Origin of the sequence: Pseudomonas sp. NFX98 (assembly GCF_047784845.1) — a bacterium.
In the GTDB taxonomy this organism is placed as follows: Bacteria; Pseudomonadota; Gammaproteobacteria; order Pseudomonadales; family Pseudomonadaceae; genus Aquipseudomonas.
Genome location: NZ_JBLNNF010000006.1, coordinates 77,472 through 91,611, shown reverse-complemented (window position 1 = coordinate 91,611; position 14,140 = coordinate 77,472). Strand labels below are relative to the sequence as shown.

Below are 14,140 nucleotides of genomic sequence, written 5' to 3'. Positions count from 1 at the left end.
ATGTGTCGCAAAAGTTGTTGGGGTACACTCCGACGCAACGAAAACTACATTCTTACGAACCACCTGTATAGATCTTGCGAGGTTTGCCATGGCTGACTACAAAGCGCCCCTGCGCGATATGCGCTTCGTCCTCAATGAAGTTTTCGAGGTCGCCAAACTCTGGGCCGAGTTGCCGGCACTGGCTGATTCTGTCGATGCTGAAACGGTCGAAGCCATTCTCGAAGAAGCGGGCAAAGTCACTAGCAAAAGCATCGCGCCCCTGAGCCGTGCGGCTGACGAGGAAGGTTGCCACTGGGCGGACGGTGCCGTCACCACGCCGGCAGGTTTCCCACAGGCTTACCAGACTTATGCTGAAGGCGGTTGGGTCGGCGTCGGTGGTGATCCGGCGTACGGCGGCCTGGGCATGCCCAAGGCTGTTTCGGCTCAGGTCGAAGAAATGGTCAACTCCGCCAGCCTGTCGTTCGGTCTGTACCCGATGCTGACCGCCGGTGCCTGCCTGTCGATCAACGCCCACGCCAGCGAAGAACTGAAAGCCGCGTACCTGCCGAACATGTACGCCGGTGTCTGGGCCGGTTCCATGTGTCTGACCGAGCCGCACGCCGGTACCGACCTGGGCATTATTCGCACCAAGGCCGAACCTCAGGCCGACGGTTCCTACAAGGTCAGCGGCACCAAGATCTTCATCACCGGTGGCGAACACGACCTGACCGAAAACATCATTCACCTGGTGCTGGCCAAGCTGCCGGACGCGCCGGCAGGTCCGAAAGGCATTTCGCTGTTCCTGGTACCGAAGTTCATGGTCAATGCCGATGGCAGCCTGGGCGCGCGCAACCCGGCGAACTGCGGTTCGATCGAACACAAGATGGGCATCCAGGCGTCAGCGACCTGCGTGATGAACTTCGACGAAGCCGTGGGTTATCTGGTCGGCGAGCCGAACAAAGGCCTGGCGGCGATGTTCACCATGATGAATTACGAGCGTCTGGGCGTGGGTATCCAGGGCCTGGCCACTGGCGAGCGCTCTTACCAGAACGCCGTCGAGTACGCCCGCGACCGCCTGCAAAGCCGTTCGCCGACCGGCGCGCAGAACAAGGACAAAGTGGCTGACCCGATCATCGTCCACCCGGACGTGCGTCGCATGCTGCTGACCATGAAAGCCTCGAACGAAGGCGGCCGTGCGTTTTCCACTTACGTGGCGATGCAATTGGACACCGCCAAGTTCAGCGAAGACGCCACGACCCGCAAGCGTGCAGAAGACCTGGTGGCGCTGTTGACGCCAGTTGCGAAGGCATTCCTGACTGACCTCGGCCTGGAAACCACGGTACACGGCCAGCAGGTTTTCGGCGGCCACGGTTACATCCGTGAATGGGGCCAGGAGCAATTGGTGCGTGACGTGCGCATCACCCAGATCTACGAAGGCACCAATGGCATCCAGGCGCTGGACTTGGTCGGGCGCAAGATCGTGGGTAGCGGCGGGGCGTTCTACAACCTGTTCGCCGACGAGATTCGTCACTTCACGGCCACTGCCAGCGACGATCTGGCTGAGTTCACCAAGCCGTTGAACGATGCGGTGACGACCCTCGATGAACTGACCGCGTGGTTGCTCGATCGGGCCAAATCCAACCCGAATGAAATCGGCGCGGCATCGGTCGAATATCTGCAAGCGTTTGGCTACGTCGCTTACGCTTACATGTGGGCACTGATGGCCAAGGCCGCTTACGGCAAGGACGCGCAGGACGATTTCTACGCGAGCAAACTGGGTACGGCGCGATTCTATTTCGCACGCCTGTTGCCGCGGATTCACTCGTTGAGCGCGTCGGTTAAAGCCGGTAGCGAGTCGCTGTTCCTGCTGGATGCCGCACAGTTCTGATGATGTAACGTCATGTAAGCATTCTCTTACATGACGTGCTGCTTATCTCCCATAGAAGCAGATTGGATCCACAGCTAATCTACTTCACATGGACGTAGCGCAGGAAGCGCAAAGCAACAACACGGACACGTAGGATTCTGCCAGGACGGCGGAGTGAAATGGATGTCAGGGAAACAGTCTGCAAAACCCCGCTTCGGCGGGGTTTTCTTATGCCTGCGAAAAAGTATCAGCGCAGTTACATCCCGTGCCGAAATGCTGTTCAAGCACTCACGCGGCCAGTTTATTCAGATAAAAATCCCTGAACTGTCTCACGGAAAACGCATCCCCAGGCTCGATCTTTTGCCGTGGGACGTTTTTGTGTGGCCGGATTTTGCCAGAGGCAAATTCGGCTTGAGCATTTGTCGCATCAATGGCTTTTTAGAGGGCGTCGGCAGGGAGTGTCGATGCCAGCGTGTCATTGTCGCGTTGGCTTTGAGTTCTATACCACTCAGTGGTATGTTTCCGGGAAGGGATGCCAATGTCGCCAAGGCAATCAGAGCAATATTAGTCCAAGACATTTGCTCGACTTGCGTGAGTTGGCCAAGACATATGGCGGGCTAACCGAAATGGAAATTCAGCGCTTGCTGGGATACGAAAGAGTTTGTGGAGATACCGAATGAGTAAAAAATTCAAAAGTGATCTATCAGAGTCTATTCATGAGTCTGCCAGTGCTTTGTATGCCATCGGAGCCATCAGCAAAGCCACCATGCGTGAGTTCGATGAGTCGTGTCTCGCGACAGTCCCTGACGCAATCGCGGCAGAAGAGATCAAGGCATTGCGCGAACGCAACAATGTCAGCCAGCCGGTGTTTGCGCGTTACCTGAACACTAGCGCCTCGACGGTCAAGCAATGGGAGGCAGGTGATAAACACCCGAGCGGCATGGCGCTGAAGTTGCTGAGCATCGTGCAGAAACATGGTCTGGAAATCCTCGCCTGAAGAATCGCGGCTGAACCCTGACCAACGGCAAAGGTCGATTAGCTGTAGGGCTCGCATGAGCCCACTTCAATCAGGAGCTGCCCATGGACTTCATTCGCATCATCATCGCCATCTTGTTGCCGCCGCTGGGCGTGTTTCTGCAAGTAGGATTCGGCGGGGCGTTCTGGCTGAATATTCTGCTGACGTTGTGCGGTTACATTCCCGGGATCGTGCACGCGGTGTACATCATCGCCAAACGCTGAGTTTTACGGCGCCAGGTCCATCACCCGCCGATAAAACAACCATTCCTGCTCCAGCGCATGGGCCTGATTGCCGGCCTTGCGGAAACCGTGGCGTTCGTCGGCGTAGTAATGCGCTTCCACCAGGATGCCGTTGTTCTGCAAGGCCTCGACCATGTCGCGGGTCTGCTTCGGTACGACGACGGCGTCCAGTTCCCCTTGAAAGAAGATCATCGGCACGCGGATATTTCCCGCATGCAGCAATGGTGTGCGCGCGGCATAGCGCTCGGCGTCCTTTACCGGGTCGCCGATCAGCCAATCCAGATAGTCGCCCTCGAACTTGTGGGTTGCCCGGCCCAATGCGATCGGATCGCTGACGCCATACAGGCTCGCTCCGCCTCGGAATACATTGTGGAAAGCCAGCGCGCACAGCGTGGTGTAACCACCGGCACTGCCGCCGCGAATGAATGCTTTGTTGCCGTCGATCAAGCCGCGTTCGGCGAGATGGCTAACCACCGCGCACGCATCTTCGACATCGACATCACCCCAACTCAAATGCAGGGCCTGGCGGTAGTCACGGCCATAGCCGCTGCTGCCACGGTAGTTGAGATCCGCCACGGCGAATCCGCGTTGCGCCCAATACTGGATGCGCGGGTCGAGCATCGGATAGCACGCCGAAGTCGGGCCGCCGTGGATGAATACCACCAGCGGCGGTTTTGCTTCGCCGGTCATCGCCGGGTAGAAGAAACCGTGGGCTTCACCCGAACCGCTTGGGTAGCGCAGGGTTTGTGGGCGGCTCATCTGTTCGGCGGGCAATGGGGCAACACCGCCAACCAGCACTTTTACTTGGCGGGTCTGACGATCGATAGCGATCACAGCGGTTGAACTGACCGGCGACGCGGCGATGCAGTAAATAAAATGCTCATCCACGGCCAGATGCCGGAAGCGGCTGTAGTCGCCGGTAAAGTCTTCACTGCGATCACCACAAAAGCCCAATCGACCAAAACCGCCTTCGGTCCAGCTCGCCAGATAAGTGCCTTCGTGCAACGGTAACCAGGTGCAGCCACCGAGCTGCCAGGGCGCCGGACCATGATCGGCGGCAGCGCTCGGCAATGGAATCAGATTGTTGTCCGACTCCCCCCATGGCTGCCAGTAGCCGCCACGATCAGTCAGGCAAAACAAACGGCCGGTGCTATCAAATCGTGGTTGTTGCAACGACTCTTGAGCCTGATCGCCGGCCACGCAACGGACGGGACCAAAGGCTCCGTCACTTTGGCGCTCGGCAACCATCAAACGGGTCGCGGTCCACGGCTGATCCGGGCGATTCCACTCGATCCAGGCCAGTCGACTAGCGTCGGGACTGAGTGTCGGTGCAGCGTAAAAGTCGGCACCTTCGGCGAGTAAATGCCGCGCGCCATCCGCCAGATCAATCGACACCAAACGGTGTTCGCTGCGGTTTTCCTCAACCGCCAGCACCTGGCCATTGGCGAACTGCAGATCACCATAGCGACATGCACCAGATGTCAGCACTTGCGGCGCCTCGCCCCGTAGCGATTGGCGATACAGCTGCTGGTCCGCCTCGTTGACGAAAACCACCCCGTCATCCGTCAGGCAAAACGCACCACCGCCATATTCGTACACGCGGCTGCGCACACTGAACCCCGGCGGCGTCAGACATTTCGCTGCGCCGTCGTGCCAATGCCAGATCCGGCATGCGGCATCCTCCGGTCGGTATTCGTTCCAGAACAGACCGTGTTGGCCGGCCTGCAGTTCGGCAAAGTCGATGCCCGCTGCGACGGCTTTGGCGGCGCTGAAAGGCTCAGCTTTTGGCGATGAGGCGTGAGTTTCGTTCATTGCGAAAGGCCAGTTGTTCGATGGTCTGGGTCGCGTGCTCAGCCTCTTCGCGAGCCTTGAGGATCACGCCATGATGTTCGGATTTGCTGCACACCGGGTCGGCGTTGCTCGCGTCACCGGTGAGCATGAACGCTTGGCAGCGACAGCCGCCGAAGTCTTTTTCCTTCTCGTCGCAGGAGCGGCACGGCTCGGGCATCCAGTCGTAGCCACGGAAGCGGTTGAAGCCGAACGAGTCGTACCAGATGTGCTGCATGCTGTGGTCGCGCACGTTGGGAAATTTTACCGGCATCTGTCGGGCGCCGTGACACGGCAGCGCGGTTCCGTCTGGTGTGACAGTCAGAAAAATACTGCCCCAGCCATTCATGCAGGCTTTTGGTCGCTCTTCGTAGTAGTCCGGCGTGACGAAAATCAGTTTGCACGGATGGCCTTCGGCTTCGAGCTTGGCGCGATATTCGTTGGTAATGCGTTCGGCGCGCACCAGTTGTTCTTTGGTCGGCAGCAGCCCGACGCGATTGAGCTGCGCCCAGCCGTAAAACTGGCAAGTGGCGAGTTCGACGAAGTCCGCCTCAAGGGCGATGCACAGCTCGATAATGCGGTCGATCTTGTCGATGTTGTGCCGATGGGTGACGAAATTCAGCACCATCGGATAGCCGTGGGCTTTCACTGCGCGGGCCATTTCCAGTTTCTGTGCGAAAGCCTTTTTCGAACCGGCCAGCAGGTTGTTCACCTGTTCGTCACTGGCCTGGAAACTGATCTGGATATGATCGAGGCCGGCCTTCTTGAAGTCGGCGATTTTCTGCTCGGTCAGGCCGATGCCGGAGGTGATCAGGTTGGTGTAGAAACCCAGCTTGCGGGCCTGGGCAATCAGCTCGGCGAGGTCCTGGCGCACCAGCGGCTCGCCACCGGAAAAACCCAGTTGCGCCGCGCCCATCTCCCGCGCTTCGCGAAACACTTTGATCCACTGCTCGGTGCTCAGCTCTTTGCCCTGCTCGGCGAAGTCCAGTGGATTGGAGCAGTACGGGCATTGCAGCGGGCAGCGATAGGTCAGCTCGGCCAGCAGCCACAGCGGCAGGCCGATTTCCGGTTTGGGCGGTACTTGCACTGATGATTCAGGCAAGTTCGATCCAGTGCTGCGCACGGGCAACCTCCATGAATTGCTCGATGTCGTCACCCAGCTCGGGCACGCCGGGGAACTGTCGATCGAGCTCGGCAATGATCGCCGCGACATCACGCTCACCATCAATCAAGCCGCCGATCAACGCGGCACTTTCATTGAGTTTAATCATGCCTTCCGGGTACAGCAGCACATGGCCTTTTTGCGCCGGTTCGTACTGGAAGCGATAGCCGGGACGCCAGGTCGGGGTCTTGCTTCGATTGAAACTCATAAGGTGATTCCTTTGTGCCAGACCCGCTCATTAGTGACACTGTGATACGGCGGACGTTTCAGTTCGTAGGCCATGCTCATGGCATCGAGCATGCTCCAAAGAATGTCCAGTTTGAACTGGAGAATTTCCAGCATGCGCTCCTGGCCTTCGCGAGATTTGTAGTGCTCGAGTGTGATCGCCAGACCGTGCTCGACATCGCGCCGCGCCTGACCCAGACGCGTGCGGAAATACTCATAGCCGGCGGGATCGATCCACGGGTAATGCTGGGGCCAACTGTCGAGGCGCGACTGGTGGATCTGCGGCGCGAACAGTTCGGTCAGCGAGCTGCTGGCGGCTTCCTGCCAACTGGCGCGGCGGGCGAAGTTGACGTAGGCGTCCACGGCGAAACGCACGCCGGGCAACACCAGTTCCTGGGAGCGCAGTTGATCCGGATCGAGACCGACGGCTTGACCGAGACGCAGCCAGGCTTCGATGCCACCGTCTTCGCCGGGTGCGCCGTCGTGGTCGAGCAGGCGTTGAATCCACTCGCGGCGGATCTCGCGGTCCGGGCAGTTGGCGAGTATCGCCGCGTCCTTCAGGGGAATGTTCACCTGATAGTAGAAACGGTTGGCGACCCAGCCCTGGATCTGTTCGCGGGTGGCCCGGCCTTCGTACATCGCCACGTGGTAGGGGTGATGGATGTGGTAGTAGGCGCTTTTGGCCCGCAGCGCGGCTTCGAATTCGGCGGGGGACATTGGGGTGTCAGTCATTTCTTTTCTCCGGGTAGGACCGGTGGATTCTTTGGTGTCTGGTCGGACGTCATCGCTGGCAAGCCAGCTCCCACAGGGTTATCGGATGTTCACAAATTTTGTGTTCAAGCAAATCTTTGTGGGAGCTGGCTTGCCAGCGATGGGGTCGTCGGCTACAACACAATACTCATCCCGTCATACGCCACTTCAACCTCACGCCGATCCAACTCCGCGCGCTGCGGCGAATCCTCATCAAGAATCGGATTGGTGTTGTTGATGTGGATAAGCACCTTGCGCTGTTTGGGCAGTTGCTCAAGCACTTCGAGCATCCCGCCAGGACCATTCTGCGCCAGATGGCCCATCTCGCGACCCGTTCGCGTACCGACACCGCGACGCTGCATTTCATCGTCGTCCCACAGCGTGCCATCCACCAGCAGGCAATCGCTGCCAGCCATGATCTCCAGCAACGGCGCATCGACCTTGCCCAGGCCCGGTGCGTAGAACAGCTTGCCGCCGGTGTTCAGGTCTTCAACGATCAGGCCAATGTTGTCGCCCGGATGCGGGTCGAATCGGTGCGGCGAGTAGGGCGGTGCGGCGCTGCGCAGTGGCAGCGGGGTGAAGCGCAGGTTCGGGCAGGCGGGAACGCTGAAGCTTTGATCGAGCTCGATGCGGTTCCAGTTCAAGCCGCCATTCCAGTGCTTGAGCATGTTGAACAGCGGGAAGCCGCTGCTCAGGTCTTCGTGGACCATGTCGGTGCACCACACCTGATGCGGGCAACCCTCACGCAGCATGAGCAGGCCGGTGGTGTGGTCGATCTGGCTGTCCATCAGGATGATCGCGCCGATCCCGGTATCACGCAGGGCGCGGCCCGGTTGCATCGGGGCGAAGCTCTGAAGCTGGGCGCGGATATCCGGGGAAGTGTTGCACAGCACCCAGTTCACGCCGTCATCGGAAATCGCGATTGACGACTGGGTCCGCGCTTTGGCCCGCAGGCTGCCATCGCGAAAACCTGCGCAGTTCACGCAGTTGCAATTCCACTGCGGGAAACCGCCGCCGGCGGCGGAACCTAGAATCTGGACGAACATGGATGCTCCATCATTTCAACGCTGAAAATAAAACGCCTCGGATATCCGAGGCGTTGTGCTGCGTTTCTGCCAGGGCAGATCAGCGGCTGGCGAAGTACATGGTGACTTCGAAGCCGATACGCAGGTCGGTGTAGGCAGGTTTGGTCCAGGCCATAAATTGAACTCCTTCAGGTGGGTAGGACAGCGCTATCTATAGGTATAGTCCACCTCAGGTCAGAGATGTTCCAGATAGTTAGGTTGCTATGTTACTCAAAATTTCAAAAGGATTGCCCGTGAAAGTTTGAGAAAGCTCATTGCAGCCCCGGTAATGATCATTTTGTCGCTTGCCAAGGTGAGCCGGGTGCAGGGCTGTTGGCCAGGCAGCGCCAGCCGCCCTCAGCCTGATTCAACCGCTGTGCGGCGGCGAGCAATTGCGCGCGGTCAATCCGCTCAATGGCTTCGGGTAATTGGGTTAGATAATCCGACGAACGGCCCATCAGCTTGCCCTGCCAAAGCAATTCGGCTGCCTGAAGGGTGGGCAAAGCTTCGACGGTAAACTGCTCGGCCAAGGCTTGGCATTGGGCGATGAACGTGGTGTCGTCAATGGCCTCGATCAACTCCGGCAAACCGCCGAGGAACTGCTCAATGTGATGCAGCAGATCCGCCGCTGCCACGTTCGGTGATTGCACGCCGAACAGCAGCCCGGTTTGCCCGTGAATCTGGCGCAAGGCGCTGAACACCGCATAACCAAGTTGCAACTCCACCCGCAGGCGCTGATAGAACGGCGTCTGACAGACGTGTGCCAGCAAACGCCACGCCGCTTCGTCGGCCAATTCGTCAGTGGGTGTCGGACAGAACAGCAGCAGCGCCTGTTCGCTGGAACCTGTATCGACGGCGGTCCACAGATGTTGTGAACGGATCGACGGTGGCTGCGTCAGCTGATTGTCCGGCGTGCCGGGTATGCGGCTAAGGGCCAGACCCATGGCCGCTTGAGTCTGGGCGGACAGGCCAATCGCCAGGCCATCCCAGCGTGCGCTCGACCAGAGTTGCTGCAAGTCATCCGTATTCGGTGTGTGCTCAAGGACATGTTCGGGCAATGCCTTGAGCAGTTGTCGAATCGGTATCAACGCAACGCTCGTCGGTTCCGATTGTGGGACAGCAGCGTCAGGCTCTGTCAGTTGTTTCAGCGCATGCTCCAGGACAGCGGGCATGGGCTCCTGTAGCCCGTTCAGTTTCAGCAGCCATTCGCTGCCCGACGCGTTGAAGGAAACATCCACACCGGCCTGGCGCGCATCTTCGCGTAACGGTTGGAGGTTACTTTCCAGCCGTGATTGAAGATTGCTGTCGGGCGTCGAGTCCAGGCGCCAGCGCAGATAAATTGCTCCTTCGGCGCCGTTGTCCGGCCATGCCTGAGTGAATTGCATCGGTGAACGTTCGCGACGGCTGCGTGAGCGATCCTGGGCAAACGTGCGCAAGCCACGGTGGGCGCTGGTCTGGCCGCGAATCAATCCGGCGTTGGGCGCCGGTGCTTCGGAATGCAGAAACGGATTAGGCGTGGGCAATTGCCATGCACCGCTGAAGTTATCCACAGCGCCGATTTTTTCGAGGATGAGCTTGAGGGTTATAACGCCCTGTTCGGATAGCCCGACTTCGCGTTGTTCGCTGTCCAGGCGGGCCAATTGCAGAGCGCTGCTGACTTGTTGCTGGCGCTGGAGCAGGGCGGCGTATTCTTCGCGCAACCGACTCCATTCTTGCCGGGCGAAGAAACTCAGCCAATCCGTGAGCCGCTCGCGAATCCCGGTTGCCGGTGAGTGGGCGGGCAATGTGAATTCGATGTGCAGCAAGGCTTGTCCAGCGAATTGATACAGTGGCTCGGCCTTGAGTTTTTCGGCCAGCCCGCGCTCGCGTAAGTCCGCAAGCAAGCCGCCCGGTTTCTCGGCATTCAGCCAATGGCACAGGAACGCCAGTGCCTCGGCGGAGGATTCGGGCAACGCTTCGAGGGCAAACAGCAAATCCAGCCGACGCTCGCCAGTCTGTTGATAACTTATGTCTGAAGTCGTCATCAGAGGTGCGGGGGATTGTTGTGGGACTTTTTTGCCGTCGGTAATGACGCTGCCAAAGGCTTCGGCCATCGCTCTTAGTTCATCAAGGTTCTGAGGACCGGCCAAGCTCAAGGACATCTGTCCGGTCTTGTAAAACCGCTGAAAAAAATCCTGCAATGCCTGCTGAAATTCGGATTGCGGCACCGGGAGGCTATCGCGATTGCCGGCATGGAAACCCCGCAGCGGATGAGCCTCTGAAAGCCCATCAAATAACGCCTGCTTCTGTTGCGCTACCGGATCTTGCGACCACGCGACAAACTCCGCGTGCAACACTTCCCGTTCCCGCTGCTGATCGTCCGGATTCATACGCGGATGGGCGAGCATGTCTGACAGACGCTCCAGCCCACCGGCAAATGCCTGGGTTGGCAATTCGAAAAAGTAATCCGTAGTGCGTTCGCTGGTTCGTGCGTTTACCTGGCCGCCATGGCGCTGGACGTAGGCCATCAACCCTTGGCTCGCAGGAAAACGCTCTGTACCGAGAAACAACAAATGCTCAAGAAAGTGCGCCAGGCCCGGCCACGCCAGCGGCGCATCATGGCTGCCCGCGGCGACCCGCAACGCTGCCGCGCAACGCTTCAAATTCGGGACATGACGCAGCGTCACCCGCAGACCGTTGGCCAGGGTTTCAGTTTGGGGGCGAGGGTGATTCAGCGCAGGCATGGGCACTTCCAGAACAGTGAAGTGCCAATGCTAGTGGATCAGCGCTTGTTCAGCACGCCGTAAAGCTCTGGGCGGCGGTCAAGCAGGTAGCGGTTAGCAGCTCGGGAATCGACCATTAACTGACGATCGAGCTCCCCGACGATCAATGCTTCATCGAGGCCGGCCTGAGCGATACGGCTGCCATCCGGCGCGGCGATGCTGCTTTGGCCGCAGTAGTGGATATCGCCTTCGTTTCCGCAGTAGTTGGCATAAGCCACATAGCACTGGTTTTCGAAGGCGCGGGAGCGCACGGTGACATCGGCGACGAAATCGAACGGAATCATGTTCGCGGTCGGCACCAGGATCAGCTCGGCACCGGCCAAGGCCAGGCGTCGGGCGTTCTCCGGAAACTCCAGGTCGTAGCAGATCAGGAAACCGAGCTTCCAGCCGTTGAGCTCAACAATGGGAAACTCGTCGGAACCTGCGCTGAACATCGAGTGATCCAGATCGCCGAACAGATGCGTCTTGCGGTAGTTGCAGACACGCTCGCCGTTGGCGTCGATCAACTGCACGGCGTTGTAGATCTGCCCGTCCTCGGTGCGTTCGGGATAACCATACAAAATGGCGATTCCGGCAGTTCGGGCAATACGCGAAACCTGTTGTGCCGACTCACCGTTATGCACCTCCGCCAGCACGCTGACGGCATCGACGCCGATGTTGTAGCCGGTCAGGAACATTTCCGGCAGCACCAGCAGATCGGCACCTTTGGCCTCCAGCGCCAGTTGCTGCAGGCGTTGCAGGTTGCCGGCGACATCCAGCGGCAACGGTGGACATTGGTAAAGGGCTACGCGCATTTCGGATTCCTCTTACTCGGGCAGGGCGATCGGTCCGATCTCGTTGAACACATCTCCTGGACCCGGATTCTCGGCGTGAGTTGCACCGCCGAAGTGTTTCATGATGCCCCACACCGCGTTGAGCGAAGTTTGCACCGCGCCCTCAACCCAGGCCGGCGTCCACGAAACATCGTCACCGGCGATGAAAATTCCGCGTTGTTCCGCTGGCATGTCGTCCTGCATGAAGTGCGCGTACATCCGTTGGTTGTAGCGGTAGTGGCCGGGCAGGGCGCCTTTGAATGCACCGAGGAAATGCGGGTCGGCTTCCCAGGACACGGTGATCGGATCGCCGATGATTCGCGCGGCAATGTCGACTTTCGGGTAGATCTTCTTCAACGCATCCAGCGCCAGCTTCACGCGCTTTTCCACCGGGTGCGGGAGCATTTTCAGCGCGTCGCTCATCCACGAGTACGACAGGCAAATCACACCGGGTTTGTCGTCGCCGTTGTCGAACAGGTAGGTGCCACGGGTCAGGCGATCGGTGAGGGTCATGCTCATCAGGTCACGGCCGGTTTCCGGATCCTTGTCCTTCCAGAACGGACGGTCGACCATCACGAAGGTTTTCGACGATTGCATGTAGCGGGTGCGGTCCAAAGCCATCCACATCTTTTGCGAGAACAAGGTTTCATCGCATTCGATCTGGGTGGTCAGCAGCCAGCTCTGGCAGGTGGTCAGCACGGCCGCATATTCGCGGGTGTCGCCGTTGTTGTCGGTGACCGCAAAACGGCCATCGGGTGCATGAGCGATTTTCTTCACGCCGGAACGTGGCGCACCTCGGTGCAGCGACTTGAGGCTGGTACCTTGCGGCCAGTGCACGCAGCGTTCCGGTACATGGCGCCAAATACCCTGTGGCACTTGTTCCACACCGCCGACCACCAAGTGCTGGTGATCGTCGCAGTTGGTCATGACAACGCGGAAGATTTCCAGCATCGAGTTGGGGAAGTCAGAATCCCAGCCGCCGGTACCGAAACCGACCTGGCCAAACACTTCGCGGTGATGGAACGACAGCTTGGCGAATGCCTTGGACGTGGCGACGAAATCGTAGAAGGTGCGGTCATCCCACAGTGGAACCAGTGTGTTCCACAGCTCTTTGAGACGTGGCACGTCACGGTCGCGGATGGCTTGCTGGATATCCGAGAACTGCGAGCCGGCTTCCAGGGCATCGGCCCAGGCGTCAGCCACTTCCTGGAATAGTGCAGGAAGATCCGCCAGTTTCTGTGCGTAATGGGTTTTACCTTCCAGGTCGATGACGGTGCTGCCAGAGGCAGGTGTCAGCGGGTTGGGGAAGGGTTTTGTCTCAAGACCCAGCTTGTCGACATAGTGATAGAACGCTGTGGATGACACCGGAAAACGCATGCCACCCAACTCGGCAACGATGCCATCGGTACCGTTGAACGCCTGGGAACGCAGACGGCCACCCATTTTCGAAGCTTCGTAGACGACAGGCTTGAGGCCGAGCTTCATCAGCTCGTAAGCAGCCACCAACCCAGCGATACCTGCCCCGACAATCGCCACTTCGGCCCCGTGATTGTGCTCGGGAATGCTGCCCAGGCCGGCCGGGTGTTCGATCCAGTCGTCAAAGGCGAAAGGAAAGTCCGGGCCGAAAATGGTGACTGGTTTTTTACCGTCTGCAGGATGGCGATTGTTCTTGTTCATGGCTGACCTTGCTGGCGACCCGACGCGGAATGCGCATCTGAGTATAGGAAAAGATGCCAGCCATTCTAGAGAGCACAGAACACGTTAATAAGACGCAAAGTGTCGTCGTTTTGCTGTTTTATTGGTCGATATGACGATTATGGTGTGCACACTGACCACTGTGGGAGCGAGCTTGCTCGCGATAGCGTCAGCTCAAGCACCCATGAAACCTGAATTGGATTGTCAAACCGGCTGCCCCCGATCAATCTTGCTACTCAAGATGATCGATGTCGTAGTCTTCTCCACCCCATCCACACTGCCAATCTGATCCAGCAACTGATCCAGCTGCTCCGGCGATTCGGTGCGCAACCACGCCACATAATCAAATTCGCCACTCACGGCACACAACTGCTGCACCTGCGCCATGGCACTCAGCCGGCGCAAAACCTCTTTGCCAGAACGCGGCTGCACGGTAATCCCGACATATGCCTGCAATCCGCCATCCACCACGCGCTGCCCGAGCCGCACGCCGTAGCCGGTAATCACTTTGGCTTTTTCCAGCCGGGCCAGGCGAGAGGTGACCGTGGTGCGGGCGATGCCCAGTTGCCGGGCGAGCATGGCCACACTCTCGCGGGCGTTGATCTGCAAGGCTGCGATCAACTGACGGTCGATTTCGTCGAGAACGGGCTGGCGGGTATCAGGCAAAGTGGCATCTCCATTGGCGCGGATCAATGGTCCAGCATGTTACAGGCACATTCGAAGGGACGCTTGCGGCTGAT

The 14,140-nt window shown here is 58.9% G+C and carries 13 protein-coding genes; 3 read left to right on the top strand and 10 right to left on the bottom strand.

All coding sequences use genetic code 11. The features are described 5' to 3' along the window. Positions 1–88: 88 nt before the first annotated feature. From ACM110_RS09615 to ACM110_RS09605, 3 genes are all read left to right on the top strand, one after another. Entirely contained in the window at positions 89–1,867 is a 1,779-nt protein-coding gene (locus ACM110_RS09615) for an acyl-CoA dehydrogenase C-terminal domain-containing protein (RefSeq protein ID WP_416127582.1), read from the top strand. Between the two features lie 655 nt (positions 1,868–2,522). After that, entirely contained in the window at positions 2,523–2,843 is a 321-nt protein-coding gene (locus ACM110_RS09610) for a helix-turn-helix domain-containing protein (RefSeq protein ID WP_416127581.1), read from the top strand. Between the two features lie 83 nt (positions 2,844–2,926). Beyond that, on the top strand, positions 2,927–3,085 hold the full coding sequence (locus tag ACM110_RS09605; protein ID WP_003228885.1) for a YqaE/Pmp3 family membrane protein: 159 nt from the start codon (positions 2,927–2,929) through the stop codon (positions 3,083–3,085). A 3-nt stretch (positions 3,086–3,088) separates the two neighbouring features. Here ACM110_RS09605 and ACM110_RS09600 read toward each other — a convergent pair whose 3' ends face one another. From ACM110_RS09600 to ACM110_RS09555, 10 genes are all read right to left on the bottom strand, one after another. Continuing rightward, positions 3,089–4,915, bottom strand: coding sequence for a S9 family peptidase (locus ACM110_RS09600; protein WP_416127580.1), 1,827 nt, complete (start codon positions 4,913–4,915; stop codon positions 3,089–3,091). Next, positions 4,881–6,017 (bottom strand): pyrroloquinoline quinone biosynthesis protein PqqE, encoded by a 1,137-nt coding sequence (gene pqqE / locus ACM110_RS09595; RefSeq protein ID WP_416127737.1) that lies wholly within the window; start codon positions 6,015–6,017, stop codon positions 4,881–4,883. Before pqqE ends, ACM110_RS09600 begins: the two co-directional genes overlap by 35 nt. Before the next feature lie 7 nt (positions 6,018–6,024). Continuing rightward, positions 6,025–6,300 (bottom strand): pyrroloquinoline quinone biosynthesis peptide chaperone PqqD, encoded by a 276-nt coding sequence (gene pqqD / locus ACM110_RS09590; RefSeq protein ID WP_416127579.1) that lies wholly within the window; start codon positions 6,298–6,300, stop codon positions 6,025–6,027. After that, positions 6,297–7,049 carry a pyrroloquinoline-quinone synthase PqqC gene (gene pqqC, locus ACM110_RS09585; RefSeq protein ID WP_416127578.1) on the bottom strand — a complete coding sequence of 251 codons (753 nt, stop codon included), beginning with the start codon at positions 7,047–7,049 and terminating at the stop codon, positions 6,297–6,299. The genes pqqD and pqqC overlap by 4 nt, the downstream gene beginning before the upstream one ends. Before the next feature lie 152 nt (positions 7,050–7,201). Next, a complete protein-coding gene (gene pqqB, locus ACM110_RS09580) occupies positions 7,202–8,113 on the bottom strand; it encodes a pyrroloquinoline quinone biosynthesis protein PqqB (RefSeq protein ID WP_416127577.1) in 912 nt (303 codons plus the stop codon). A 79-nt stretch (positions 8,114–8,192) separates the two neighbouring features. Beyond that, complete coding sequence (gene pqqA, locus ACM110_RS09575) at positions 8,193–8,267, bottom strand: pyrroloquinoline quinone precursor peptide PqqA (RefSeq protein ID WP_003444522.1); 75 nt, start codon at positions 8,265–8,267, stop codon at positions 8,193–8,195. 157 nt (positions 8,268–8,424) lie between these two features. Further along, positions 8,425–10,854 (bottom strand): pyrroloquinoline quinone biosynthesis protein PqqF, encoded by a 2,430-nt coding sequence (pqqF, locus tag ACM110_RS09570; protein ID WP_416127576.1) that lies wholly within the window; start codon positions 10,852–10,854, stop codon positions 8,425–8,427. Positions 10,855–10,892: 38 nt separating this feature from the next. Continuing rightward, positions 10,893–11,687 (bottom strand): carbon-nitrogen hydrolase family protein, encoded by a 795-nt coding sequence (locus tag ACM110_RS09565; protein ID WP_416127575.1) that lies wholly within the window; start codon positions 11,685–11,687, stop codon positions 10,893–10,895. 12 nt (positions 11,688–11,699) lie between these two features. Continuing rightward, a complete protein-coding gene (locus ACM110_RS09560) occupies positions 11,700–13,382 on the bottom strand; it encodes a flavin monoamine oxidase family protein (protein ID WP_416127574.1) in 1,683 nt (560 codons plus the stop codon). Positions 13,383–13,604: 222 nt separating this feature from the next. Next, entirely contained in the window at positions 13,605–14,066 is a 462-nt protein-coding gene (locus ACM110_RS09555; protein WP_416127573.1) for an Lrp/AsnC family transcriptional regulator, read from the bottom strand. Positions 14,067–14,140 lie beyond the last annotated feature (74 nt).